Genomic DNA, 25,184 nt, shown 5'->3' with positions numbered 1-25,184 from the left:
GGGACGGTCCGCCCTCGATCGGCGCTCCGCGCCTCGTCCTCAAGCGCCGGACGGGCTGAGAACTTCCCCCGGGCGGGCCGCAAAGGCGCTGCGGCGTGGGCTGTGTCGGGGGCGGATGGTGCCGGGCTGTTGCTCGGCTGGGCCAAGGTTGGGCGGGCGGGTGGGAGAGAGCCTGTCCGGCGTTGAGGACGAGGCGCGGAGCGCCGATAGCGGGGGTGCCCCCGGCCCAGCCGCACGGGTCAGAAGTAGGTGCGGATGTAGTCCGTGACCGTTCCGTCCGCCTCGACGAGAGGAATCAGCTGCCACTTGTCGAAGGAGGTGCAGGGGTGGGAGAGGCCGAGCCCCACCCAGTCCCCGACCTCCAACTCCGCGCCGGAGGCGGTCCGGAGCCACCCGTGCTGGTCGGAGAGCCCGGTCACGGTGACCCCGTCGGCGGGGGCCTGCGTCCCGTCGGCCCGCCGGACGACCTGCGCGACGGGCAGGTCCAGGTCGTACGCGGCATCCCGCTTACCGGCGTTGACGAAGGCCTGCTCGGCCGTGGGACGCGAGACGACCTGCGCCCACAGCCGGAAGGCGGGCTGGAGGGCCCCCTCCGAGGGGACGCGGTTGAAGGGGGTGAGATGCGCGTAGTGCCCGTCGTCGTGGGAGACGTACGCCCCGGAGCGGAGCAGCTTGAGGACGGGCAGGGAGAGCGAGGGGACGGAGGCGAACTCGTCGGCCACCGCGTCGAACCACGCGGACCCCCCGGCACTGAGGACGATCTCGTCGACCCCGCCGGACTTGAAGCGTCCCGCCACGTCGAACTCCTCGGCGAGCGCGACGAGCCGCCGCAGCCAGGCGTGCACCCGCTCGGGCGTGGCGTCCGGCACCTCCCCCTCGTACCCGGCGACGCCGACGAGCCGCAGCGTCCCGACGGCGGCGACGGCGTCGGCGACGGCGGCGCAGTCGGCCTCGGTCCGGGCGCCGGTGCGGGCACCGTCACCGGCGGCGAGTTCGACGACGACGTCGACGGGGCGGCGCGCGCCCGCCGAGCGCAGGGCAGCGTCCATCAGCTCCACGCCGCGCACCGAGTCGACGTAGCAGATGAAGCGGAAGTCGGGGTCGGCGTCGAGCTCGGCGGCGAGCCAGCGCAGCGCGGCCGCGTCGACGAGCTCGTTGGCGAGGAAGATCTGCTCGATGCCGAACTCGCGGGCCACGCGCACCTGGTGGGGCACGGCGAGGGTGATCCCCCAGGCGCCGTGGGCGAGTTGGCGCTCGAAGAGCTGGGGAGCCATGGACGTCTTGCCGTGCGGCGCGAAGGCGAGGGCGTGCCGGGTGGCGTACTCCTCCATGAGCGCGAGGTTGTGCTCCAGGCGCTCGGCGGACAGGGCGAGCACGGGGGTGGTGAAGCCACCGGTGAAGAGGTTGCGGCGCTCGGCGGTGAGCTCGCCGACGGTCAGCCCGTCGGCGTCCGGCGGCAGCGCCTTGAAGCGGTGGTCGATCGGCTCGTCGGCGAGGCGCTGGGCGGCGTGCGCGCGGCGGTCGGCGGGGGCGGGCTTGTCGGCGGCCATGGGGCGCCTCCTCGGCTCTTCGGGCCCGTCAGCCTGGCGCTGCGCGAGCTCCTCGGTGTGGCTTCGCAACGCCCCCGTCGTGGGCGTTGCACAATATGCAACGTTCATTGCGTATGTCGCTTACTGCTGTCTAACATCCGAGCCAACGCCGGGTCAACGGATCCGGCGGGCGAGCGAAGCGAGCGAGAGGCTGACACCGACGTGACCCGAGCAGGCGCCGCCGGAGACACGAACTCCCTGGACACCGACGTGGTCGCGGTGGGCGAGTCCATGGTGACGTTCCTGCCGTCGCGCCCGGGACGCCTCGCCGACGTACCGTCGTTCGCCCGCGGCATCGGCGGCGCCGAGTCGAACGTCGCCTGCGCCCTGGCCGCCGCGGGCCACCGCACCCGCTGGGTCAGCCGCGTCGGCGCCGACGGGTTCGGCGACCACCTGGTCGAGACGATCGGGCAGTACGGCGTCGACACCTCCGCCGTCGGCCGCGACCCGCACCGCCCCACCGGCATCTACTTCCGCACCGCCGACGACCGCACCGCCGACGCCCACGAGGTCGTCTACTACCGCGCGGGCTCCGCCGCCTCCGCGATGTCCCCCGCGACCATGCCGTACGACGCCCTGTGGTCGGGCCGCGTCCTGCACCTCTCCGGCATCACCGCCGCCCTCTCCGCCGACTGCCTCGCCCTCGTCCGCGACCTGTGCGACCGCAAGCCAGGACGCCGCTCCCTGGTCTCCTTCGACGTCAACCACCGGCCGGGGCTGTGGCGCGACGGCGACGGCGACGGCGCCGACGTACTGCTCGACCTCGCCCGCGGCGCCGACCTCGTCTTCGTCGGCGAGGACGAGGCCGCGGCGGCCTGGGACGTCACCGGCGGCCCGGCCGCGATCCGGGCGGCGCTGCCCGAGCCCGCCGTCCTCGTCGTCAAGCAGGGCGCCCGCGGCGCGACCGCCTTCGCCGCCGACCACGCCACCGGCCGCGACACCGTCACCCGCGTCCCCGCCCTGCGCGTCGACGTCGTCGCACCCGTCGGCGCCGGGGACGCCTTCGCCGCCGGTTTCCTCTCCGCGACCCTGCGTGGCCTGCCCGCCGAACGCCGCCTGCGCCACGGCCACCTGATGGCCGCCGCCGCCCTCACCGTCCCCGGCGACCTCGCGACCCCGCCGTCCCGCGGCCACGCCGACACCCTCGCCGCCCTGGACCCCGCCGACTGGGAGACACTGCGTCTTCGCCCCGGCTGGACGGCGGCCGACCCGACCCGGGCCACCGCCGTGGCCGACGAGGAGGTACGTACGTCATGAGCCAGACCGTCGACCGCGCCCTGTCCATCCTGCCGCTGCTCGCCGAGGGCCCCGCCGACCTCGGCCAGGTCGCCGACCGCCTCGGCGTGCACAAGTCCACGGCCCTGCGCCTCCTGCGCACCCTGCACGAACACGGCCTGGTCTTCCGCCAGTCCGACCAGCGCTACCGCCTGGGCGCCCGGCTCTTCGCCCTCGCCCAGGAGGCCGTGGAGAACCTCGACGTACGCGAGATCGCGCACCCGCACCTGCTCGCCCTCAACGAGAAGTGCGGCCACACCGTCCACCTCGCCGTGTACGAGGAGCAGGAAGTCCTCTACATCGACAAGGTCGAGAGCCGCTACCCGGTCCGCATGTACTCGCGCATCGGCAAGCCCGTCGCCATCACCGTCGCCGCCGTCGCCAAGCTGCTGCTCTCCGACTTTCCCGAGGCCGAGCGCCGCGCCTTCGCGGAGAAGCTCGACTATCCCGCGTACACGTCCCGTTCCACACCCAACGCCGCCGCCTTCCTCAAGGAGCTGGCGCAGGTGCGCGAACAGGGCTGGGCCACCGACCTCGGCGGCCACGAGGAGTCCATCAACTGCGTCGGCGCCCCCATCCGCGGCGCGGACGGCCGGGTCGTCGCCGCCATGTCGGTGTCCGCCCCGAACGTCGTGGTCACCGCCGAGGAACTCCTGCGCCTGCTGCCGCTGGTGCGGCGGACGGCGGAGGCCATCAGCAGGGAGTACTCGGGCCACGCCCCGGAGAAGTAGTCCCAGGGAACCCGGGCTTTGCCGGCCCGGCGCCACTCGGCACCCAGCACCCCGTAACACCCCTGAAGGAAAGAGCAAGTTCATGAGCGAGAAGACCGCCATCACCCCCGCCACCCACACCGCCCCGCCCGCGAAGTTCTCGCACGGCGTCAAGAAGGGCAACATCCTCCAGGTCGCGGGTCAGGTCGGCTTCCTGCCCGCCGAGGAGGGCAAGGCCCCCACCCCCGCGGGCCCCACCCTGCGCGAGCAGACCCTGCAGACCTTCGCCAACGTCAAGGCGATCCTCGAAGAGGGCGGCGCCACCTGGGACGACGTGATGATGATGCGCGTCTACCTCACGGACGTGGACCACTTCGCGGAGATGAACGAGATCTACAACCAGTACTTCGAGGAGCAGGGCCTCAAGGCCCCGGCGTCCGCCCGCACCACCGTGTACGTCGGCCTGCCCAAGGGCCTGCTCATCGAGATCGACGCGCTCGCCGTCCTCGGCTGAGCTCCTCGGCTGAGCCCCCTCGGCTGAGCCTCCTCGGCACCGGCCGAGCCCTCCAGCGCCGCCGAGCGCGCGCTGATCCCTCCGACGCCGCGGCCGCGGGCCCATCCCCGCCCGCGCCCGCCGCGTCGGCACCCCCCACCGCACGTCTGTCGTCACGGAGGGACGCCCGCCACCCACGGGGCGCCCCACCGCGATCCCCCCTGCCCAGAAAGCCCCATGCACTTACGAGGTCAACGATGTCCCCGTTCGCCCCCTCGGGCTCCGCCGGAGCCCTCACCGCGCTCGCCGCCTCCGACCCGCCGCAGACCCCGCACACCGGTGGCCTGATGGCCCTGATCGACGGCACGGCGGGCCTGCTGACCGTCGCGGCCCTCGGCATCCTGCTCCTGCTCTTCCTGATCATCAAGGTCAGGCTCCAGCCGTTCGTCGCGCTCCTCGCGGTCTCCATAGCCGTCGGCCTGGCAGCGGGCCTCTCGGTCACCGAACTCTTCGGCACCGTCCAGAAGTCGGACGCCGTCTCCCTCATCGAGTCCGGCATGGGCGGCATCCTCGGCCATGTCGCGATCATCATCGGCCTCGGCACCATGCTCGGCGCGATCCTGGAGGTCTCCGGCGGCGCCGAGGTGCTTTCCAAGCGCCTCCTCGACCTCTTCGGCGAGAAGCGCGCCCCCGTGGCCATGGGCCTGACCGGCCTCATCTTCGGCATCCCGGTCTTCTTCGACGTCGGCATCTTCGTCCTCGCGCCGATCGTGTACGCCGCCGCCAAGCGCAGCGGCAAGTCGATCCTCCTGTACTGCCTGCCGCTGCTCGCGGGCCTGTCCATGACGCACGCCTTCCTGCCCCCGCACCCCGGGCCCGTGGCGGCGGCCGGACTGCTGAAGGTGGACCTCGGCTGGGTCATCCTCATGGGCGTCGTCTGCGGCGTCCCGGCCGTGCTCGCGGCTTGGGTGTTCGCCGCCTGGATCGGCAAGCGGATCTTCGTCCCCGTACCGCAGGACATGCTGGAGGCCTCCGAGGAGGCGAAGGCGGCCGTCGCCGAGGAGCAGCGCGCGCAGGGCCTGACCCCGACGGAGCAGCCGGTCGCGCTGAGCACCGTATTCCTGATCATCGGCACCCCGCTGCTGCTCATCCTGCTCGCGACGTTCTCCTCCATCGCCTTCGACCCTTCCACACTCCGCAGCGTGATCGAGTTCTTCGGCCACCCCTTCGTCGCCCTGACGATCGCGCTCCTGATGGCGTACTACCTGCTGGGCATCCGCCGCGGCTGGTCCCGCAAGTCCCTGGAGACGGTGTCCACGGCGTCCCTGAAGCCGGTCGGCAACATCCTGCTCGTGGTCGGCGCGGGCGGGGTCTTCGGTGCCGTGCTCAAGGGCAGCGGCGTCGCGGGCGCCCTCGCCGACACCTTCAACGACGTGGGTCTGCCGGTCATCGTCCTCGCGTACCTCATCTCCCTGGTCCTGCGCGTGGCCCAGGGTTCGGCGACGGTCGCGATCGTCACCACGGCGGGCATCGTCGCGCCGCTGCTCGCCGAGGGCGACTACTCCAACGCCTTCACCGCCCTGGTCATCATGGCCATCTCCGCGGGCTCGATCTTCGCCTCGCACGTCAACGACGGCGGCTTCTGGATCGTGGCGAAGTACTTCGGCATCTCCGAGCGCGACACCCTGAAGACCTGGACGGTCCTGGAGTCGGTGCTCTCGGTCGCGGGGTTCGTGGTGGCGGCGGTGGTGAGCCTGTTCGTGTAGCCGTGACTCCGGTGTCCGGCGGTACGTGAAGGGGGGATGCGCGGCGACCCGGCCGCGCATCCCCCCTTCACGTACTCAGTGCGGCTGCTTCTTGCTGACCGCGCGGTTCACGGCGTAGGCGCCGACCATGGCCACGGCCAGGCCCGCCAGGGCGAAGCCGGCGTCGACGCGCTTCCACCAGAACTTGTGCGGAGCCATGGGCTCGTTGTCCAGCACCGTCTCCAGGAGGTCGGTGCCGCCGATGTCGAGCAGGGTGAACACATAGCCGTTGGCGACGCCCAGGTACGCGCCGAGGGCGGCCAGGACGGCGGCCCAGACGGCCGGTCCCGCGTCGCGGCCGCCGGTGCGGCCGGTCACCACGCCCACGACCACCGCGAGCACCGCGGCACAGGCCAGATAGCTGGCCTGGAGCCCCACCCGCGAGAGGTCCTCGTGACTGGCGAACAGGATGCCCGCGTAGGCGAGGCTGAGGCCCGCCGAGACGATCAGGCCGAGGAAGAAGGCCCGGCCCGGCTGCGCGCCGCCGGGCGGCGGGAAGCCGGGTGCGTAGGGGTAGCCGTGCGGCATCGGCTGCTGGGGAGGGTAGGGGCCCATGTTCTGGCCCGGGCCCGGATAGCCGTATCCCGGCTGCTGTGGTGGCTGGCCGTACTGCGGCTGCTGGCCGTACTGCGGTGGCTGTGGCTGCCAGGACTGGCTCATGGGTCCCCCGATGGTGGATGTACTCCCTGCGCATGAGTGCGGGAGCGGTCAAGGTACCAAGGGGTCCGTGCGGCCATGGACCCCGAGGACGCGGGTCGGTGCCGTACGGCAGACGAGGGCGCCGGGGCGAGCTACAGGATGGGTACGGGAGCGCAACGGGTGCGCTACGGGTGCGCTACGGGTGTGCTACGGGTGCGGCCTCCGACGGATTTCCGGGAGCGACCGGGTAGCCTGCCCGGGGCTCTTCGCCTTTCAATCATTTGTTCGCGCCGTCCGCTCTGTGCGAACTGTCGGAAGAATTCAGTACTCGGGGGATCAGTACATGCGTGTTCGTCGCACCGTCGGCGCCGCCGCTCTCGCTCTCACCGCCGTCGCCGTGCTCTCCGGTTGCACCGACGACCCGGAGGACAAGGCCTTCGGCGGCGGCGACGCGCCCGCGCCACCGACCATGCCGACCATGCCGGGCCCCTCGCTGTCGCCGAGGCCCAGCGGACTGCCCGACACCCCGGGCACGTCGTCGGGCGGCTCCAGCGAGTCCGGCGGGCTCAGCTCCGGTGGCTCCAGCGGCTCGGGCGGGCTCACCTCCGGCGGGTCCAGCGGCTCGGGCGGGCTCAGCTCCGGCGGCAGCAGCAGCCAGCCGACGTACGACTCGAACGCCATCGGCGAGGTGATCGGCCAGAACTGCAGCTACGAGCGCAGCACCGGGCGGATCAACTACGACGTCGACATCCAGAACTCCTCTTCCGACCAGGCGTTCCGGTACTCCTTCTCGGTGGTGTTCAAGGTCGGCCAGTCCCCCAGCTCCGCGGTCGCGAGCAGGACCATCGCCTACCGGAGCGACACGGTGACCGTCTCCTCGGGCGGCGACCGGACCGTCAAGATGCACGCGCCGTACAGCACCAACGACCGCCTCGTCTACTCCTGCCAGGTGACCTCGGCCCGCAAGTACCCGGCGACGTAGCAAAGGCCGCGCCCGTCGCGAACGGACCGTCGTCCGACCCGGATCCGACCCCGAACCGCCCCGCCGCGCCCCGTCCCCGACCGGCCCCTCGTGTGCAATGGAAAGGCAAGGGGGGAGCCGGGTGGGCGGGGCTTGTGGCGGGTGTGGGGCGGTGCGATCCTTGCCGCCATGCCGGTCACTCCCCGCCCACCCGATCACGGATCGGTTCTCGCGGAGGTGAGGAGAGTGCGGCGTGCCGGACTCCTCAGGCTGCGCGAGCTCGAGACACCCGAACTGATCCGCATAGCGCGCGAGTTACCCTCGGCCTCGCCGTCCCCGACGGACAGCGGGGCCGTCGAGCGGCTGCTGCGGACGGCTGTCTCCGCCGTCGGCGGCGGCTCGCTCCAGGAGGCCGCCGAATTCACCCTCGGGCTCGCCCAGGGCACCCGGGACTGGCCCGCCTCCTCCCGGCGCAGGCGCGCGGCGCAGGTCTACGGCGTCAGCGTCGAACGCTTCCGCAAACACCACGAGCTGATGGTGCTCGGGCAGGTCGCGGAGCGGATCGTGGACATCGCGGCCCCGCCTGCGCCTGCGCCTGCACCTGCACCTGGCCTTGCGCCTGCACCCCGGCAGCCGTTTCCGGGGGCGGGAGCGGAGGCGGAGGCAGCTTGGGGGGCCGTGGCGGCGGCGCGTCCGCGTGCCGAAGTCCCCCCGGTCAGGGGCGGCTTGACCCTCCCGCCCGCCCACCGCACCGTCCCCGTCCACCTCGCCCACCGCACCGTCCCCGTCACCGTCCACGTCCACTCAGTGGACCTCCTGCGTGACGTCGACGTCGTCCTCTCGCCGTCCAACACCTACTTCTCGCTGCCCGCCGCCTACAAGTCGTCCGTGGCGGCGACCCTGCGGCGGGCCGGGGCACGCAGGGACGCCTCGGGTGGACTCGTCGAGGACCGGGTCCACGACGAGCTGGCGGGGTGGGCGGAGCGGCACGCGGCGCCGGGGCGGGAGGCGCTGCCCGGCACGGTCGCCGCCACCTCGGCGGGTGCGCTCGCCGAGCAGGGCATCCGGCGCATCTACCACGTCGCCGTGGCCGTGCCCCGGCCCGGCACCAACGACTACGACGTCCAGCCCGCCGACCTGACCCGCGGCGTCGCCCGCGCCCTCGCGCTCCTCGCGGCCGAGAACGCCCGCGCCGAGCCGCCGCTCACCTCCGTCTGCCTGCCGCTCCTCGGCGCGGGCCGGGGCGGCCTGTCACCGCTGGAGAGCTTCTCCGCGCTCTGGGCGGCCGTGGAGGCCGAACTCGTCCGTGGCGCCGAGCTCGACGTGCACTTCGTGGTGCGCAGGCACGCCCGCGCCGACCTCGTCGAGCGACTCCTCGTCGGACTCGGCGGCGACACACCCGGACCCCGCGCGGGCCGGCGAAGAGAGGCGGGAGAAGAACCGTGAATCCCTACGTCGTCCTGGCCGCCACCGCCGCGGCCTGGGACCGCTTCGCCGACCGGCTGACCGGTCCGCCCCGCGACACCCTCACGGGCCTGCTCGCCGTCGTACGCCGCCGGGACGCGCCCGAGACCGAACGGCGGGCCGCCGCCGAGGAGGCCGCCGCGCTGCTGCGGCGCCGGTTCCCCGAGGAGTTCGGCGGCGACGACCCGCAGGGGCGGTTCACCGGCGGCGGCCTCGTCGACCTCACCCCCGGCAACGCCTCCGACCCCACCCCCGACACCGAACCCCACCCCTCCTACCAGGGCTTCTCCGCCGAGGACCTCGCCGTCCTGCTGACCGACGGGCACCGCATGGTCGGACCGGTGCTCGGCCCCGTGCGGGAACGCCTGCTCGCCGCGCCCGCCTGGGACGCCGACACCCTGACGCGGCTCGGCGGCGCCCCCGACCAGCCCGGCCTCATCAGGCTCCCCGGCGCGGGCGGGCGGCCACGCCTGCCCCGGTTCCAGTTCACCGCCGCCGGGGCGGCCCGGCCCGTCGTCATCGAGGTCAACACCCATCTCGCGGCCGACCGGGACCCGTGGGGCGCCGCCGACTGGTGGCTGTCGGACAACGCCTGGCTCGGGGACCGGCCCGCCCGGCTCCTCGGCGCCGACCGGGACCGGCAACTCGCCGACACCGCACGGCTGTTGATGGAGGAGGGATAGCCGTGCCGAACTACCGCCCCCCGGAGCGGCCGCAGGGCACGCCCACCAAGGCGACCCTGCCGCGCGGCACCACCCTGTACCGCGTGCACTCCGGCCACCGCGACGCCGCCGCCTTCAACCCGCGCCCCTCCCACTGCCTGTACGGCGGCGGCCGGTTCGACGGCACGTCCTGCGATCCGTACCCCTACCTCTACGCGGGCATCGGCACCGCCGCAGCCGTCTGCGAGACCCTGCTGCGCTCGCTGCCCTTCGACCCGGCAGGCGGGCCGCGCCTGCTGCCCCGGGTGAGCGTCGAGCACCGCCGCCTGAGCACCCTGCGGCTCGCCGCCGACACCGACGTCGTCTCCCTGACCACCGGGCGCGACCTCGCCGCCGTCCACCAGGACAGCTGGCTCGTGCACACCGAGGCGAGCGAGTACGCGTACACCCGCGACTGGGCGCACTGGATCCGGGGGCATACCGGCCCCTGGGCGCGAGGGCTCGTCTGGTCCTCCAAGCGGGAGCCGGGCGACCGCGCCGTGGTCCTCTTCGGCGACCGCTGCCCGCCGGGGACCGTCGAGGTCGTCGAGGACGGCGTCGTGGACTTCGGCACGGAGGAGGGCGTGGAGTGGCTCAACTCCCTCCTCGAGCCGTACTTCGTGCGGATCGCGCCCTGAGCCCTGAGCCTCAAGGCTCCCCGAGCCGTCCCCTCCCTCTTCCCGCGAAGGGCCGTACCCGTGTCCCCTGACGAAGCCGAAGACGCCACGGAGCCCGTCAGCGCCGACGACCTCCGCGCCCAGCGCGACGAACTCATCGACGTGGCCGGCGGTCTGGACCCCAACGATCCGGACCTGCCCGAAATGCTGGCCTGCGCCGGGTTCCTCAGTCTGGCCGTGTTCATGGAGGACTGGCGCCCGGACGACCTGGACCAGGCGGCCGAAGCCTTCGACGTGGCCTTCCGCGCGCCCGGCGACTCGGCCGACTGGAGCCTGTGGCGGGCCTCGTACGCCCACGTCGCCGCGTTCCGCTACGAGGCCGACCCGCGGCTCGAACTCCTCGACGAGGCACTGCGCCGGTACGACGAAGTGGTCCGCCGCGCAGGACTGGACGACGCCGTCGTCCTCGGAGTGCGCCGCAACCAGGGCCAGTTGTACCTCCGGCGCAGGCTCTGGCACGGCGGCGGCGCCGCCGACGCCGAGGCGGCCGTCGCGCACTACGGGGCGGTCCTCGAAGCGGGCCACCCCTCCAGCGACCTCCCGGAGGCGCGGTACGGACGGGGTGCCGCGCTGACGGAGTCCGCGTTCGCGTCCGGGGCCCTCGTGTCGGGGACGATCGACCGCGCCCGGCTCGAAGAGGCCGCGGCGGAGTTGGACCGCGCGCTCAGTGAGGCGCGGCAGCGGCCCGGGGACGAGCCGTCCTGGGCGAAGGACGCGACGATCCGCTCCGCCTACGTCCACTGCGCGGTCTGGAGCGCCTGGCCCGACCCGCAGCAGGCCGCGGCCCTGGAGGAGAGGGTGCTCCGCGTGCTCGACGACCCGGAGACCGAGGCCCTGCTCGGCCCGGCCCACTTCGACGGCTTCGGGAAGCTCCTCTACGAGCAGGCGACGCTCCGCGGCGACACCGAGGGACGCGAACGGGCCATCGCCCTGATACGGCGCGCGATCGCCCAATGGCGGCCCGAGCGGGACGGCGGCGTGGCGAGGACGGCGCTGTGTCTGGCCGTCTTCCTCCAGGCGCGCTACTACGACGACAAGGACGTACGCCGTCTCCACGAAGTCGCCGAGGTCGCGAACCTGGTCCTCGCCGAGGGCCGGGCCGAGGAGGACCGGGTGTCCCGCACCGTGTACGCGGGCGGGCGGATGATGGCCGGCTGGGCCCGGTTCCTCCTCCACGAACGCGGCCTCGTCCCGGACTCCGGCGACGCCACCTCCGAGGCCATCAGAGGGGTGATGGACGCCGTGGAGGAGGGGGACCTCTACTTCGACCACAGCGGTGGTGTCGAGGGCATGCCCGGCTGGTCCGCGGGGGCCACGGCGGCGGACGAGTTCACCCCCCGCTTCGACCGGCTGTTCGCCGCCTGGCGCAGCACGGAGTCCGAGGAGCAACGGGCGGACGCGGCCCTCGAAATGCTGCGGTACCTGCCGCACATGCCGATGTTCTTCGACCGGGCGAAGGAGAAGGACGCGCTGATCGCCTGCGTCCTCGCGTTCCGCCCGGACGACCCCGACTGGCAGCGTCAGGCCCACGCCGCCGTCGGCAACGTACGGCTGCGGGACGCCATGGCGGGGTTCGGCAACCGGTTCGACGACATCGTCGACCACTTCACGCGGGCCGGAGCCCGTCCGCCCGCGGGAGCACCGGGCGCCCCCGAGGACGAGGCCGACCCCGCGACGGACACCGAACGGCAGCACCAGCACGCCGCCGACATCGGCTACGTCCAGGCCCTCGGCGCCCGCTCGCAGCACGCCGCGACCGGCGACGACCGGGACACCGCCCGGGCCGCGTGGGCGCGGGTGCGGCTCAGCCCGCAGATCACCGAGCACAACCGCCGCCTCTTGGACGCGAAGTTCGCCGCCGTGGACGCCGAGCAGGCCGTGGCGCGCGGTGACGTGGCCGCGGCCGACCGGTACATCCGCGTCGCGGTCGAGGCCCTCGACGGCCTCGCGGCGGACCATCCGGCGCGCGCCGAACTCGGCACGGCCCTCGAGGAACTGCTCTGCTCCCGCGACCAGCTCGCCCGCACCCTCGGAGTTCCGGCCGCACCGCCGCCGGCCGACCGGCTCACCGCGGACCGGCTGCGCGCCGAGGCCCGGCGCCTGCCGCGCGACCGCCGGGCCAGGGTCCTCGGCGACAGCGGCGCCGCACGCCTGGCGCGCGCCGCCGCCCCCTGGGACCCGGCCGCGTTCCAGGAAGCCATGGAGCTGCTGCAAGAGGCGTACGACCTGGCCGAGCAGGGCAGCGACGACCACCTGCGGTACGCCACGGCCCTCGGCGGGGGCCACTGCGCCCTCGCCGAGTCCGAGCACGATCCCGCCGCCCGCGCCCGGCCCCTCGCGTGCGGCATCGACCTTCTGGAGGCGGCCCTGCGCGGGTGCGGCGGCCCCGAGCACCGCCTCTACGCCCACACGGGCTTCACGCTCGCCGGCGCCCACCGACTCCGCGGCGACCACGCGTCGGCCCGTCGCACCGGCCTCGACGCCCTGCGCGGCCACGCCTGGGCTGCGCTGCTCCAGTCCGGCACCGGCCACGCCGCGCAGGCGGCCGCGCGCGCCACCCGCTCCGCGCTCGAAGTCGCCGCCTGGTGTCTGCGCGACAACGCCCCGGCCGACGCGGTGCGGGCCCTCGACGCCTGCCGCGGCCTGGTCCTGCACGCGGCGACCACGTCGAGCACCGTGCCCGAACGGCTCCTCGCCGCGGGCCGCGAGGACCTCGCCGAGGAGTGGCGGGCGGCCGCCACGGACGCATCCCCGGACCCGTCGGGGGCGCCGCCGACCGTGCCGAGTTCGCTGCGCCGCCGCGTCCTCACGGTCCTCACCACCGCCGACGGCGGCCCGCAGGACCGGCTCCTGACTCCGCCCACGACCACCGAGATCGCCGACGCCCTGCGCGCCTCGCGCAAGGACGCGCTGGTCTATCTCGTGCCCGCGTCCGAGGGCGCGGACGGCACCGCCGTCGTCGTCACGTCGAGCGGTGCCGTCCGCGCCGTACCGCTGCCGCTCCTGACGCCGGACGCGGCGCCGCTGCGGGAGTACGACCCCGCCGCCACGGCCGCCCGCGACCTGGGCCCCGTCCCCGGCACGCCCCCGGCCCACCGCCCCCCGCCCCTGCGCGCCCAGCTCGACCGCCTCTGCGGCTGGGCCTGGCACGCCGCCGTCAAGCCCCTGTTCGACACCTTCGACACCTCCGCGGGGTGCGGCCCGCGTCTGGTGCTCGTGCCGATGGGCACCCTCGGCCTCGTGCCCTGGCACGCGGCCTGGACCGAGGGGCCCGACGGCCGCCGCCGGTACGCGCTCGCGGAGTCGGAGATCTCCTACGCCGCGTCGGCGCGGCTGCTCTGCGAGGTGGCCGCCCGCCCCGCCGTCCCGCACACGGGTGCCGCCCTGGTCGTCGGCGACCCCACCGGCGACCTGCGGTACGCGGGCGAGGAGGCGGACGCCGTGCAGCGCGTCTTCTACCCGCGCGGCCAGTTCCTCGGGCGTCGCGCGGGCGCGGGCGGCGCCGGTCCCGGGACGCCGCACGAGGTGGTGTCCTGGCTGACGCGCGACGGCGGCGACGACGGCGCGGTCCTGCACCTCGCCTGCCACGCCGCCGTTACGCCCAGCGCGCGCCGCAGCTCCCACCTGACCCTGTCCAGCGGCGAGTTGTCGGCCGAGGAACTCACCGAGGCGGTGGGCGCGGGCCGTCGGGGACGGCTCGGCCTGGTCCTGCTCGCGGCCTGCCGCAGCCATGTCTCCGGACACGGCCACAACGAGGCGTACAGTCTCGCGACCGCGTTCCTGGTGGCGGGCGCGCGGTCCGTCGTGGGCTCGCTCTGGCCGGTGCCCGACGACGCCACGTCGGTCCTGATGTTCATGGCCCACCACTACCTCAGGGCCGAGGGCGAGCCGCCCGCGCGGGCCCTGCGCCGCGCCCAGCTGTGGATGGTCGACCCGGACCGGGTCCTGCCGTCCACGCTGCCCGCGTCCCTCGCGTTCCGGGCCCGGCACATCGACCCGGACGACCTGAGCGCGTGGGCGGGGTTCACGCACCTGGGTCAGTAGCCCCGGGCACGACGGTGCGCAGGCTGATCGTGCGGGCGGTCCAGCGGCCGGGGGAGCCCGAGGCGACGCCGAGGTCGCGACTGCCGACGGCGGCCCCGGGCGGTTCGAGCCGCAGTGCTCCCGTGCCGAAGCCGACGACGGCGTCCCGCGCCCCGGAGCGGTCCGCGTCCCACGCGGGCAGGTGGAACGGCACCGTGTTCAACTCGCCCTCGGCGACGACGAGCTTCAGCCAGTCGCGCGCCGACGCCCCCGGCACGACGGGCCGGGACGCGGGCAGGGACAGCTGCACCGGCTCGCCGTCCAGCGCGTGGCCGGTGCGGCCAGGCCCGATGAAGTGACCGGGGAACAGCGCGGAGTGGCTCGCGTAGCTGTCGGTGAGGTCGAGCAGCAGACACCACAGCGTGCGCCCCGGGGACCGGTTGTGCAGCCGGATCGACACCCACGGCTCCCGCGGCTCCGCCCCTTCAGGACCGTACGCGCAGACGATCTCACCGCTGCCGTCCGCCACCAGCGCCTGCCCCGGCGGGGCGCCCCACGGCGTGATCTCCACCTGGATCACGTTGTCGAGCACCGAGGGGCGCGGAGCCAGATCACGGATCTGGTGCCAGCGGGTGAGGTGCGCGAGGCAGTCCACGAGGCGCGGTACGTCGCCGGGGCCGGTGAGGGGCAGCGGCGCGGTGAAGGGGGTGCCGTCGCGCCGGAGCACGTGGGCGAGGCCGTCGCGCGGTTCGACGCGGAAGTGGAGGTCGGCGGGGGTGTTGCTCAGCCGGAGCAAGGGGGAGGGGCCGTTGCCGGGGCCGGAGGTGGCGAGGGCGTTCCTGAAGTCGGCTTCGAGGGGTGGGGGTTGGGGAGCGGGGGCTGGGGCGGCGGGAGGTTGCCCTCCGGTGGGCCCACTCGTGCGCGGCCCGCCCGGATCCGCTCCGAAGCTCACCGTGGCGGGCGCCAGTGCCAGCGCCGAAAGGGCCACCGGATACACCCGCCCGGCATCGGGCTCCCACCCCACCGGATCCACGAGCGCCCGGTCGGCGAACACCTCCCGCGCCCGCAACACCCGCCCCCGCGCGGAACCGTCAGCCGCACCCTCGCCACCCCCGCCGCCTCCGTCACCCCTGCCGCCTCCGTCACCCCTGCCGCCTCCGTCACCCCCGACGGCCTCACCTGCCTCCGGTCCACCTTCCCCGCCCCCTCCGCCTCCCACGACCCGGAACTCCGTCCCCTCCGCCCCCGCCCCGTCCCGCAGCCCGTGCCCCGTCCCACAGTCGACCTCCCACCCGCGCGAGCCGAACCGCAGCAGATACGGGCCCGGTGCCCGGGCCACGACCCCGCCCAGGAACGGCAGGTCGGCGACACCCCCAGGGGCCGCCGGATACAGGACCGCCTGCTGGCCGACCCCACCGCGCTGCACCCGCGAGTCCGCCGCCGCGAGGAGGTCGCGGTACGTCACGTCGGGCCCCGCGTCCCGGACCGCGCCGAGGAGCGCGTACGTGAACGCGCCGTGCGGTCGGCCGCCGAACTGCCCCTCGTACGACAGCTGGTCGAGCCGGCTCGCGGCGAGCAGCACGTGCTGCCCGGTGTCCTCGCGCACCAGCACGTCGCGGCTTCCGGCCGCCCACGGCTCACGCGGGTGCCACGGCTGAGGGGCGGGCGACTGCTCCGCGCGGGGCGACGGCTCCGTGTCGGACGGCGGCTCCGTGTAGGACGGCGGCGCGAACCGTGCGACGAGGCCCTCCGGCTCCCGTGTCGCACCGCCCGAGAAGCAGCAGTCGAGGACGGCGGCGACGTGCGCGCCGCGCGCGGCCGCGGCGTCGAGCAGCACGCCGAGGCGCTTGTCGGGCAGCGGCCCGTCCGCGCACAGCAGGGCCTGGTTCCGGCCGGTCGCCTCGACGAGCAGGTCGGCGCCCGTCGCCCAGGTGTGCGTGCCGTGCCCGGAGAACCAGAACAGTGCCGTGTCGCCCGGCCCGGCCGCGCCCAGGAACCGGCGGATGCCGTCCTCGACCACATCCACGGTCGCCTCACCGTCACACACCAAGGTGGTCCTGGCCGCGCCGTTCGTACGCCGGACCAGAAGCTCGCGGGCGGCGGTGACATCGTTGACGCAGCCGCGCAGGGGTCTGGCGTGCCGCGGATCGTAGGCGTTGACACCCGCCAGGAACGCGAAGATCGATGCCATGCCGGGAGTGTGGCAGCCGGGCGGCGCCAGGGAAACGGTTCCGGGAATCCGAGGCACCCGCACCCCCGCCTGGCCGCGGCGTGCGACGCCCGCCGTCGCGCGCCCCTGCGCGTGCTGGCCTGCGTGGAGCGGGCCTGTAAGGGTGCTGACGCTCACTCGGGGAGACCTCGGCGACGCCTCGACATCTGGACGCTCCCGCCCCGAATCCAGGACAGTTCCTGTCCTGGTCACGGCACTTGGGCGATCGCATGGACTGGATCCCGGGCCCCGGGGTTCCGAGCCGCCGAGGCACGCCGTCCGCAGGAGAGCGCACGCTTTGGCTGGTTGAGGACGGCCGTCGACGCGTGCCGGACCGAGTCCAGGCGCTGATGAGGCGAGGGGCCGTCCCGCGAAGGGAGCGTGCGAGGCCCGTCACCTCTCGTGGTGGCCGGAACTCGATCGTATGCGTGATCATTCGAATACGAACTGCCGCCCCCGTGGCTACAGTTGCATGCTGGTTCGCGATAGCTATGCGATATGGCTTTGGTCACCGCGGGGGTGGGGCTGGTGCTGTCAGGCTCGGGCGGCGCGACGCCGTCAGGCAAGTCGGGCGATTCATCGGGAATGCCGGATGTGCTCGGTGGTGTGCGGGACGCCGCCGCCGATGTGGCCGCGGAGTTCTCGTCGTTCGTCAGGTTCCAGCAGCGTGTGGACGAGCTGATCCGCGACCTCAAGGGATCCCCGGCGGGACCCGGCAAGGTGGGGCAAGAGCCCTTGGTGCGGCACCAGTTCGGTGGCGGGGACGGGGCGTGGGCCGAGGCGTCCGGCGTGTTCGGCGCATACGAGACGGTGATCTCCGAGCTGGAGAACTTGTCCAAGCTGCTCTCCGACTCGATCGAGGGCATGGGCATCGCGGTGCTTGCCTCGCACAAGGGTTACCGGAACGTCGACGACGACGTTCGCGATCGCATGGCCGAGATCAGCGCGGGCATCGCGGAGCGGTACGAGTCCGGCGGCGGGAAGAGGCCCGGCCGGGCCGACCGGGGCGCGACGGGCGGGGGCCGTCCGACGGACGGGGCGGGCGACGCGGGTGGGACGATCTGATGGGCGGTAAGGGGAGGGGGGCCGTGGCGCCGGGGGCACGTCCTTCGAGTCCATGAGCCATGAGCAGATGCTGGCGTGGCTCGATCAGGCGAACGCGGGTCAGGTCCAGGCGGCCGCGGATCGGCTCGTGGCTGCGGCTGCGGAGATCCGGAAGATCGCGGACGAGTTGAAGGTGCGGCCGCAGTGGGTGCGCTGGAAGGGCGAGGGCGCGTCGGCGTTCCGTACGTGGAGCGGGGATCTGGCCAACTCCACTTTCCGCCTGGGTGACTTCAGCGAGGAGTCGGCGAAGTGGCTGACGCGGGCGTCGGAGGCGATCGCTACCGCGCAGGCGTCGATTCCGCGCGACAAGGCCGGCGCGGAGGGGAACCTGGCGGCGGCGCAGGCCAACCCCAACGACCCGGACGCGCGGGCGGTGGGCGCGAAGTCCACGGGCGAGCTGGAGCGGCTCGCGGCGGCCAAGGAGAAGGTCCGCCAGGAGGCTGCGGCGGAGATGCGGAAGCTGGGGCAGGCGTATCAGCTGTCGGCGCAGCAGTTGGAGGGGTTGGAGAGGCCTCGGTTCCGGCCGTTGCCGACGCAGGTGGCGCCACCTGCGTCGCAAGAGGCTCGCAGTGGGCCGCCGCCCGGTGGGGGCGGCGGGCCCGGACCATCAGGTGGGGAGTCTGGAGGAGCGCTGCCGGGTACGCCGCCCTCAGGTGCCCCCGTGCCGCCAACTGCCGTCCTCGGCCCCACCGGGTCGGGGCCAGAACCGGATCCGCTGCCTGGCACCGCGCCGCGACCTGCACCCCAAGTCCCGGACCCGGTGGGCGTCCGAGTCGACGGTACGGGACCGCTTCCTGACGCCCCGACGGCACCTCCGCCCTCCCCTTCCGGTGGCACGTCGACCCCGGTCAGGCCCGACGGGACGGCGTAACCCATAGGTCTGTTTCCGCCGCCTTCGGGGCGGCAACCGAGTCCCCCGGTGAACCCCACGATTCCGCCGGGGCCAGAGCCCATTGGGCCCAGGGGGCGTTCACTTCTGCCGCCCGGGGCCGGTCCGGTGGGTCCTGCTCCCGGTCGGGCGGGTGGTGGGCCTGTGGGACCTGCTCCTGGGCGTACGCCGAGTGGGGGACAGTCTCTGCCTCCGCGCCCGACGGGCCCGGCGCAACCGGTGGTCGGGGGTGCGCCCAGGGTTCCCCCTGCGGGCCCGCCTGCTGGACGTATGGCGGGCGGCCCCGGCATCGTGGGTGGTCGTCCCACGCCGTCCGTCCCCGGCGGGCCGATTGGCGGTATGCCCCGAGGTGCGGTCGTCGGCGGGTCTCCTGCGGGGACGGGCCCGGGAGGGCCGGGCGCCGGACGAGGGGCGGCAGCGGGACAGCGGCCGATGGCCGCACCCAACGGCATCGCGGGCGGGCAGCCCCGGCGGCAGGGACCGATGCGGGGCGCCATGCCGCCGAACACGACGCAGCCCTCACGCTCACGACGCGACGAGCAACGAGACGGCAGACCGGACTACCTCACCGAGGACCAGGACACCTGGCGCCCGGACGGCCGCCGGGTCGTCCCACCCGTCATCGACTGAATCACCGTGATCCCCCCACTCAGAAACCACGAGGTCATGAGAGAGCAGATGGCTGCCAGGACACCGCACCACACACGGTGGCGGACCGTCGCCTCGGGTGCCGTGAGCCTCCTGCTGACAGGCGTCGCGGCCACACCCGCTCACGCGGAGTCCGTACGAGACAAGCAGTGGCACCTCAACGCCATGCAAGCCGAGAAGATGTGGCAGACCAGTACGGGCAAGGGCGTCACCGTCGCCGTCATCGATTCGGGTGTCAATGACGAACTAGCCGATCTCCAGGGGCAGGTACTGCCCGGTAAGGATGAAGCTCCGGAGCCGCCTGGTGACGAGCACACGGATTACGACGGTCATGGAAGCACAATGGCCATGCTCATCGCGGGCACCGGCAGGGGAAACGGAGGCAAAGGAAGTCGAGGGCTTGCGCCGGGCGCCAAGATCCTTCCCATCCGGACACCCGACCCTTATGTCAATCCATTCTCAGTGCCTGCGAGGCTCAGTAAGGCCATCCGATACGCAGCTGACTCGGGGGCTCGCATCATCAACATCTCGCTGGACAGCGGAATGAACCCTCCGGAACTGACCAGAGCGGTCAAGTACGCCCTTGATAAGGGGGCGTTGATCTTTGCTGGAACAGGCAACGGGGGAAACTCGGACGTAGCCTACCCAGCAAAGATTCCAGGGGTAGTGGCAGTCGGAGCGGTCGGGAGGAACCTTCGCAAGACCCAGGAGTCTCAATTCGGCCCTCAAGTGGACATCGCCGCCCCCGGCGACGAGATCTACACCACCTGCCCCACTGGAAAGGGCGTGTGCAAGGGCCACGGCACCAGCAACGCCACCGCCCTCGCCTCCGCCAGCGCCGCGTTGATCTGGTCCAAGCACCCGGACTGGACGAACAACCAGGTCCTGCGGGTCATGCTCAACACCATCGGCGGCCCCTCGGACGGGGCGAAGCGGAACGACTCCATCGGGTACGGCATCGTCCGCCCCCGCGTCGCCCTCCAGAACCCCGGAGACCCGGGCCCTGCCGACGTCTATCCGCTGCCGGACCTGAAGCAGGCCACGCCCGAATCCCCCGCCCCTTCGCGGTCCGAGGCAGCCACACCTGACTCCGAACGGGCCTCAGCCGCAGCCCCCGGGACCACCGAGGCAGGGGGCGACGGAACCGGCGTGACGACCTGGATCGTGACGGGCGTCGGTGCCGCGGCGTTGATCGGTGGGGCGGTCGCCGCCCTGGCGGTCCGCAAGCGGCGGGCTGCGGGTGACGTGCACGTCACGGGGAGGCCATGACATGGCGTGGGAAGAGTGGGAGCAGTTGAAGGCCGAGGCCGCGCAGAAGGCAGCGGCGCGGACACAGTTGAACCAGGCGGACCCCTCCACCGGGCCGGGCGGAGCCGGCGACCTCGTCGTCCACGACGCCGAACTGGGCCGGCTCGGCGGCATCGCCTACCGCCTCCGCGACCGCCTCCGCAGGGACTCCGACCACGCCCGCGAGGCCACCTTCGACGCCGCCGTCGAACTGTCCAACGAAGGCCTCGGCATGGGCGCCGCCCTCACCACGCTGCACGACGCCTGGAACTCCAAGTCGAGGACGCTCGTGGACGCGTGCGGCCACATCTCCAACCACCTCGACTTCACGCGCGCACAGCACAAGAAGGACGACGACAAGGTCGCCACGTCCGTCTCCACGTCGGTCATCGACAAGTACATGAAGTGAAGGAGCCGGAGACGGAGACGGGGGCGAGGGTGAGGGCGAGGACATGCTGACCGTTCAGGACCTCCTCGGGTTGAGGCTGGGCAAGCTGGCGTCCGCCGTGGACGACTGGGAGACGATGGCACGGCGGCTGAGCGAGCTGGCCTCCGGCGCGGGTGGCGGCGACAGCGCGGCCCTGCTCAAGCGCAAGGCGGAGCTGGCCGACTGGAAGGGCGTCAACGCCACCGTGGGCAAGGCGTTCGTGGTCAAGACGGCATCCGAGTTCGACGACGCCGTCACGTCGGCGCAGAGCGTCCTCGCGGTCCTGCAGGGCGCGCACAAGGCGTTCACCCACCACAAGCAAGAGATGGAGCGAGTGGCGGACAGCGCCGCGAAGCGCAACATCCGCATCACGCCCGAGGGCGGGGCGGAGGCTCGCTCTCCGAGGGACGCGGCCAAGGACGGCGTCCCCACGCAGATGGACCTGATCGCGACGATGCGGGACGCGACCCGCGTACTCCAGGAGGCGGACGAGACGGACCGCATCGCCGAACGGGCCCTGCGGGCCCTGGCCCGCGGCAAACACGACTTCTCCGACGTCCGCGTGAACAGCCTCGACCACGCCAAGGGCCTCCAGGGCCGGGCGGACGCGGACCGCTGGGCCAAGGAGGTGGCCAAGGGCGACGTCGCCGGGTGGAGCGACGAGAAGCTCAAGCGCTTCAACGAGGACCTCGACCGCTACCGCGACACCCCCGCCTTCGGGGAGCGCTTCGCCACCAAGCTGGGTGCCGAGGGCACCCTCCGCTTCTGGCGCGACCTCGCCCACCCGGCCGACACGATGGGCGCGGTGGGGCCCGAACGCGCCGAGATCCTCGGCGGCGTACAGGAGAACCTGAGCCTCACGCTGGCCGCGGCGACCAGGGTCGACAGCCCGGCGATGGACGCCTGGAAGAAGGACATGATCGAGGCCGGAGGCCAACGCCTTCCCGCCGCCCCGGGGCTCGGCGCGGGCTCCGCTCCGTACGGCTTCGACATCATGTCGAGCCTGATGCAGAGGGGGAAGTTCGACACCGCCTTCCTCCAGGCCTACGGCGACAAACTGCTGGAGCACGAGAAGGGACTGTCCCCCTTCGAGTCGCACCCTCCCGCGGGCCAGTTCAACCACCTCCCTGGTGACGCCCCCGGCGACGCGGTCTCCGGATTCATGGAGTCCCTCGGCCACAACCCGGAGGCATCCCTCCAGTTCTTCCACAGCGGCCCCGACGCCCAGAGCCACTGGGACTACCTCGTCAGCCACGGGGACGGCTCCCGCAACAGCTTCTACGACGCCGCCACACCCCTCGTCGGCAACGGCATCCGCGACCAGTACGAGACCAGCCTCGGCCACGCCCTCGAATCGGCAGCCACCCAGACCCCCTACGACACCGACGCCCCACCCCGGCCCCACTCGGCCGCCAGCGCGTCCTTCGTCAACCGCCTTGTGGACTACTACGGCAGCAACCCGCAGTACCTGGAGGACTCGAAGCTGCGGGGCAGCATGGGGAACATCACGGCGGAGTACATGCGGGACTTCCAGGACGGGATGAACGGGGAGCGGGAGATCGCGACCCATGGAAGTAACGCGAAACTTGGCTCGCTGGGGGGCTCCACGCTGCGGGACTTCCTGGGGGCGGTCGGGAAGGACCCCGACGCCTACGGCGCCATCCTCAACGCCCAGCAGTCCGTCACCACGGACCTCGTCAACGAGACCCTTCGGAACCGGGAGGGAATGTCCGACGGCATGATCGCGACGGACGTGAAGAACCTGGTGTCTCCAGGGGGCCAGATCGCGGGAGTCATGGCAGAAGCACGCACGCAAGCCGTGTACGACGACAGGATCGCGCAGGACGCGGAGTTCAACGAGGGGATTCGTACCGCCGACAAGTGGGCAGGGCGCGTCATTGACCTCGGAGCCAACAAGTTTCCGGTTGTCGGTGATGCGGTCAGCTGGATCGCCGAGGACGCTCGTGAGTCCGTCGTCGAGAAATACACTCGGGATTCGAGTGAAGTCGCAGGTCAGGAAAGGGAAGATTTCCTGAATGATCACCTCGAGGAGTCCGGCAAGGCAGTGTTCCACGCAACCCATCGTGCCGCCATCGAGCAGGGCTACTCAGAGCGCAAGGCGACAACACTGGCTGATGCTGCGCAAAAGGACATCCAGGTCTTCTACAGGCTTGAGACTCGGGGTGAAGGCGGCGCCGGATGAGGAAATCCTGGTGGGGTGCTGGTTCAGCTGCAGTGGCTGTCTTCGTGGGAGTCGCCGCGTGGCAGCTCTGGCCATCCGATGAAACCGCGGTCTCAGTTCCAGCCCGGGTGTGCGATGGATCGTTGCCCGCGAAGGCCGCCGCCCAGATCCTACCGAAGAGCGGGAAGAGGTACTTCGAGTACATCAACGGAACTGGGTTCGGTACGGCTTTCCGCTCCGGTGAGGCGCCTCCGACCTGCACCTTCACCGGCGGGGGCCAGCGGATAAGGGTTGAGTACAACCGTCACTTCAACGAACCCTCCCTCGAGATCATGGCGGCCGACGACGCTAGGAAAAGAGTCAGGAAGGAGTCCAAGTCTCCTGGCAAAGTGTCACTCTCGATCGGAGAGTCATACGGATACGCTTCGAGCCATGGTGCCGCGCTGCTGCTCGACTGCCGGGACGACGGCGATACGGGCATCATCGAGGTGAGCGTCGATGCCCGGACGGACTCCTCCGCCGACAGCTCTGACACCAAGGCATTCGCCGAACTCGCTGCGGAAACCCTGCGCATGGCCACCCGCCACGTGTACCGCTGCGACAACAGCACGGCTCTCCCCGCCGGCCCACCCACTCTCGACGCACCGAGGAAGGCTTGACGGCACGGTGTACGGGGCGTGGGGCGCCCGGACCGGGCGCCCCACGCCGCACGTCAGGCAGGTTCACGTGCCGGAGCAGTACTGCTGCTCCTTCCCAATGGACCGATACATGCAGTCCGCGTTCTCCAGCAGCTGGAGCACAGCGTCCCGGTTCCGGGACGTCTCGCGTTCGATGACCTCGTCGGGCGGGTAGAAACCGCCGCCGCCGGCCGAGCGCGGGTACATCTCGAAGGTGTAGCCGAAGATCTTCTGGTCGCCCCAGAGCCAGTCGTCGATGGAGCCGTCGGTGATGTAGAGGTCGCTGGACTGTTCGGGGGTGTAGCCGTTGCTCGCGGCCATCTTGCGGCCGACGGCGGCGAAGGCGTCGCGGTCGTCCTGGGTGAGGCCGGGGGCGGTGTCGGCGTACGTGTAGCCGTAGGGCCACAGGATCAGTTCGCTGTACGTGTGGAAGTCGATGCCGGCCTTGATCTGCTGCTTGCCGCCGACGACCCGGCTGCGTACGAAGTCCGCGACGACCTTGACCTCGGGGGCCGACTCGGCGCGCGGGCCGCGGTAGGTCTCGGAGCCGGTGGAGCCGGAGGAACCGCCGCAGCAGCCCCACTTGAAGTTCCAGTTGCGGTTCATGTCGGTGCCGACGTAGGACGAACCGGCGTTGGGCTGGCGGTTCTTGCGCCAGCTGCGGTAGGACCCGGTGGCGATGTCGTACTCGCCGCCGTCGGGGTTGAGGTCGGGGACGATCCAGATCTCGCGGGAGTCGACGACCTTCTTGACGCGGGCGTCGGTGGAGTAGCCGGCGCCCAGCTCGCGCATCAGGTACAGGGCCATCTCCACCGTGAGGTGCTCACGGGCGTGCTGGTGGTGGGTGAAGAGGACCTCGGGCTCGTTCTCGTCCGTGCCGACGTTGTCGCTGATCTTGATGGCGACGATGTCGCGGCCCTGGTGCGTCTTGCCGATGACGCGCTTGCTCATCAGGTTCGGATACTGCTGGAGCCGCTGGTCGATCTCCGCGTTCATCTCCGCGTAGTTGTGGTAGCGGGAGTCGGCGGGCGGGAAGTCCCGTACTTCGACGCGCTTGCCGTCGGTGCGGGCGGGCGGCGCGGGCAGGACCTTGAGGGTGTACCCGAGGGCGCGCAGCTTCTTGGCCTGGGCGGCGTCAGCGGTGACGACGACCGCGTGGTCGTCGGCCTCGTCGATGGACACGCCGGTGGCGGCGACCGCCGTCCGGGCGGCGGGGGTCGAGGGGCCCGGGATGGAGTACTGGCGGACGTTCTCGTCGGCCGCGGTGGCGGCGGCCGCCTTCTTGGCCGACGGGGACGAGGAGTCGGAGGCGTTGGCGCTGAGGGGCGCCGCGACCGCGAGGGCCAGCATGGCCGCGAGGGCCGCTGATCTCTTTCCACGTATGCGGAGTCGCATGAATGCTCCTGTGGGGGTGGGGGGTTGAG

General features: G+C 72.6%; 20 protein-coding genes. 16 read left to right on the top strand and 4 right to left on the bottom strand.

The features are described from left to right. Positions 1 to 239 precede the first annotated feature (239 nt). The gene (locus QUY26_RS13785; protein WP_289946443.1) at positions 240 to 1,550 is read right to left on the bottom strand and encodes an alanine racemase; all 1,311 of its coding nucleotides are present in this window, start codon (positions 1,548 to 1,550) and stop codon (positions 240 to 242) included. A gap of 201 nt (positions 1,551 to 1,751) precedes the next feature. Between QUY26_RS13785 and QUY26_RS13780 the strand changes: the two genes are divergently transcribed. From QUY26_RS13780 to QUY26_RS13765, 4 genes are all read left to right on the top strand, one after another. After that, entirely contained in the window at positions 1,752 to 2,846 is a 1,095-nt protein-coding gene (locus tag QUY26_RS13780; protein WP_289946441.1) for a sugar kinase, read from the top strand. Continuing rightward, positions 2,843 to 3,595: an IclR family transcriptional regulator gene (locus tag QUY26_RS13775; RefSeq protein WP_289946440.1), complete on the top strand. Its 753-nt coding sequence runs from the start codon at positions 2,843 to 2,845 to the stop codon at positions 3,593 to 3,595. Before QUY26_RS13780 ends, QUY26_RS13775 begins: the two co-directional genes overlap by 4 nt. Before the next feature lie 82 nt (positions 3,596 to 3,677). Next, positions 3,678 to 4,088, top strand: coding sequence for a RidA family protein (locus QUY26_RS13770; protein ID WP_030357976.1), 411 nt, complete (start codon positions 3,678 to 3,680; stop codon positions 4,086 to 4,088). A 236-nt stretch (positions 4,089 to 4,324) separates the two neighbouring features. Continuing rightward, complete coding sequence (locus QUY26_RS13765) at positions 4,325 to 5,833, top strand: GntP family permease (RefSeq protein WP_289946437.1); 1,509 nt, start codon at positions 4,325 to 4,327, stop codon at positions 5,831 to 5,833. A 75-nt stretch (positions 5,834 to 5,908) separates the two neighbouring features. Here the strand turns inward: QUY26_RS13765 and QUY26_RS13760 are convergent, their stop codons facing one another. Beyond that, on the bottom strand, positions 5,909 to 6,532 hold the full coding sequence (locus QUY26_RS13760; protein ID WP_289946436.1) for a hypothetical protein: 624 nt from the start codon (positions 6,530 to 6,532) through the stop codon (positions 5,909 to 5,911). 322 nt (positions 6,533 to 6,854) lie between these two features. Between QUY26_RS13760 and QUY26_RS13755 the strand changes: the two genes are divergently transcribed. The 5 genes from QUY26_RS13755 to QUY26_RS13735 all read left to right on the top strand — a co-directional run bounded on the left by QUY26_RS13755 (position 6,855) and on the right by QUY26_RS13735 (position 14,358). Continuing rightward, positions 6,855 to 7,493, top strand: a complete 639-nt coding sequence (locus tag QUY26_RS13755) for a hypothetical protein (RefSeq protein ID WP_289946434.1) — start codon at positions 6,855 to 6,857, stop codon at positions 7,491 to 7,493. 168 nt (positions 7,494 to 7,661) lie between these two features. Beyond that, positions 7,662 to 8,918, top strand: coding sequence for a hypothetical protein (locus QUY26_RS13750; RefSeq protein ID WP_289946432.1), 1,257 nt, complete (start codon positions 7,662 to 7,664; stop codon positions 8,916 to 8,918). Then, the gene (locus QUY26_RS13745; protein WP_289946431.1) at positions 8,915 to 9,619 is read left to right on the top strand and encodes a hypothetical protein; all 705 of its coding nucleotides are present in this window, start codon (positions 8,915 to 8,917) and stop codon (positions 9,617 to 9,619) included. The genes QUY26_RS13750 and QUY26_RS13745 overlap by 4 nt, the downstream gene beginning before the upstream one ends. A gap of 2 nt (positions 9,620 to 9,621) precedes the next feature. Continuing rightward, on the top strand, positions 9,622 to 10,275 hold the full coding sequence (locus QUY26_RS13740; protein WP_289946429.1) for an RES family NAD+ phosphorylase: 654 nt from the start codon (positions 9,622 to 9,624) through the stop codon (positions 10,273 to 10,275). Between the two features lie 60 nt (positions 10,276 to 10,335). Then, positions 10,336 to 14,358 (top strand): CHAT domain-containing protein, encoded by a 4,023-nt coding sequence (locus tag QUY26_RS13735; RefSeq protein ID WP_289946427.1) that lies wholly within the window; start codon positions 10,336 to 10,338, stop codon positions 14,356 to 14,358. Here QUY26_RS13735 and QUY26_RS13730 read toward each other — a convergent pair. Next, the gene (locus QUY26_RS13730; RefSeq protein ID WP_289946425.1) at positions 14,339 to 16,528 is read right to left on the bottom strand and encodes a caspase family protein; all 2,190 of its coding nucleotides are present in this window, start codon (positions 16,526 to 16,528) and stop codon (positions 14,339 to 14,341) included. The two genes, QUY26_RS13735 and QUY26_RS13730, sit on opposite strands and share 20 nt — an antisense overlap. A gap of 516 nt (positions 16,529 to 17,044) precedes the next feature. Between QUY26_RS13730 and QUY26_RS13720 the strand changes: the two genes are divergently transcribed. The 7 genes from QUY26_RS13720 (at position 17,045) to QUY26_RS13690 (ending at position 23,742) form a co-directional block, all read left to right on the top strand. After that, positions 17,045 to 17,611, top strand: a complete 567-nt coding sequence (locus tag QUY26_RS13720; RefSeq protein ID WP_354670684.1) for a hypothetical protein — start codon at positions 17,045 to 17,047, stop codon at positions 17,609 to 17,611. Positions 17,612 to 17,663: 52 nt separating this feature from the next. Next, positions 17,664 to 18,521, top strand: a complete 858-nt coding sequence (locus QUY26_RS13715; RefSeq protein ID WP_289946424.1) for a hypothetical protein — start codon at positions 17,664 to 17,666, stop codon at positions 18,519 to 18,521. 450 nt (positions 18,522 to 18,971) lie between these two features. Then, positions 18,972 to 19,169, top strand: coding sequence for a hypothetical protein (locus QUY26_RS13710; RefSeq protein WP_289946422.1), 198 nt, complete (start codon positions 18,972 to 18,974; stop codon positions 19,167 to 19,169). Positions 19,170 to 19,205: 36 nt separating this feature from the next. After that, positions 19,206 to 20,456, top strand: a complete 1,251-nt coding sequence (gene mycP / locus QUY26_RS13705) for a type VII secretion-associated serine protease mycosin (protein WP_354670683.1) — start codon at positions 19,206 to 19,208, stop codon at positions 20,454 to 20,456. A gap of 1 nt (position 20,457) precedes the next feature. Next, complete coding sequence (locus QUY26_RS13700; RefSeq protein ID WP_289946421.1) at positions 20,458 to 20,883, top strand: hypothetical protein; 426 nt, start codon at positions 20,458 to 20,460, stop codon at positions 20,881 to 20,883. A 43-nt stretch (positions 20,884 to 20,926) separates the two neighbouring features. Further along, positions 20,927 to 23,104 carry a hypothetical protein gene (locus QUY26_RS13695; RefSeq protein WP_289946419.1) on the top strand — a complete coding sequence of 726 codons (2,178 nt, stop codon included), beginning with the start codon at positions 20,927 to 20,929 and terminating at the stop codon, positions 23,102 to 23,104. Next, positions 23,101 to 23,742, top strand: a complete 642-nt coding sequence (locus tag QUY26_RS13690; RefSeq protein ID WP_289946416.1) for a hypothetical protein — start codon at positions 23,101 to 23,103, stop codon at positions 23,740 to 23,742. The genes QUY26_RS13695 and QUY26_RS13690 overlap by 4 nt, the downstream gene beginning before the upstream one ends. 63 nt (positions 23,743 to 23,805) lie before the next feature. Here QUY26_RS13690 and QUY26_RS13685 read toward each other — a convergent pair whose 3' ends face one another. Continuing rightward, positions 23,806 to 25,155 carry a M14 family metallopeptidase gene (locus QUY26_RS13685; RefSeq protein WP_289946414.1) on the bottom strand — a complete coding sequence of 450 codons (1,350 nt, stop codon included), beginning with the start codon at positions 25,153 to 25,155 and terminating at the stop codon, positions 23,806 to 23,808. Between the last annotated feature and the right edge of the window lie 29 nt (positions 25,156 to 25,184).

It is taken from the genome of Streptomyces flavofungini (genome assembly GCF_030388665.1).
Classification (GTDB): domain Bacteria; phylum Actinomycetota; class Actinomycetes; order Streptomycetales; family Streptomycetaceae; genus Streptomyces; species Streptomyces flavofungini_A.
The sequence above is the reverse complement of the archived record's forward strand: the minus strand, read 5'-3'. Positions and strand labels throughout refer to the sequence as shown.

Coding starts and splice junctions, on each gene's coding strand:
- QUY26_RS13785 (WP_289946443.1), bottom strand. CDS start 1,550: ATGGCCGCCGACAAGCCCGCCCCCGCCGACCGCCGCGCGCACGCCGCC.
- QUY26_RS13750 (WP_289946432.1), top strand. CDS start 7,662: ATGCCGGTCACTCCCCGCCCACCCGATCACGGATCGGTTCTCGCGGAG.
- QUY26_RS13685 (WP_289946414.1), bottom strand. CDS start 25,155: ATGCGACTCCGCATACGTGGAAAGAGATCAGCGGCCCTCGCGGCCATG.
- QUY26_RS13720 (WP_354670684.1), top strand. CDS start 17,045: ATGGCTTTGGTCACCGCGGGGGTGGGGCTGGTGCTGTCAGGCTCGGGC.
- QUY26_RS13730 (WP_289946425.1), bottom strand. CDS start 16,528: ATGGCATCGATCTTCGCGTTCCTGGCGGGTGTCAACGCCTACGATCCG.
- QUY26_RS13715 (WP_289946424.1), top strand. CDS start 17,664: ATGAGCCATGAGCAGATGCTGGCGTGGCTCGATCAGGCGAACGCGGGT.
- QUY26_RS13755 (WP_289946434.1), top strand. CDS start 6,855: ATGCGTGTTCGTCGCACCGTCGGCGCCGCCGCTCTCGCTCTCACCGCC.
- mycP (WP_354670683.1), top strand. CDS start 19,206: ATGAGAGAGCAGATGGCTGCCAGGACACCGCACCACACACGGTGGCGG.
- QUY26_RS13700 (WP_289946421.1), top strand. CDS start 20,458: ATGGCGTGGGAAGAGTGGGAGCAGTTGAAGGCCGAGGCCGCGCAGAAG.
- QUY26_RS13760 (WP_289946436.1), bottom strand. CDS start 6,532: ATGAGCCAGTCCTGGCAGCCACAGCCACCGCAGTACGGCCAGCAGCCG.
- QUY26_RS13695 (WP_289946419.1), top strand. CDS start 20,927: ATGCTGACCGTTCAGGACCTCCTCGGGTTGAGGCTGGGCAAGCTGGCG.
- QUY26_RS13710 (WP_289946422.1), top strand. CDS start 18,972: ATGGCCGCACCCAACGGCATCGCGGGCGGGCAGCCCCGGCGGCAGGGA.
- QUY26_RS13770 (WP_030357976.1), top strand. CDS start 3,678: ATGAGCGAGAAGACCGCCATCACCCCCGCCACCCACACCGCCCCGCCC.
- QUY26_RS13765 (WP_289946437.1), top strand. CDS start 4,325: ATGTCCCCGTTCGCCCCCTCGGGCTCCGCCGGAGCCCTCACCGCGCTC.
- QUY26_RS13690 (WP_289946416.1), top strand. CDS start 23,101: ATGAGGAAATCCTGGTGGGGTGCTGGTTCAGCTGCAGTGGCTGTCTTC.
- QUY26_RS13775 (WP_289946440.1), top strand. CDS start 2,843: ATGAGCCAGACCGTCGACCGCGCCCTGTCCATCCTGCCGCTGCTCGCC.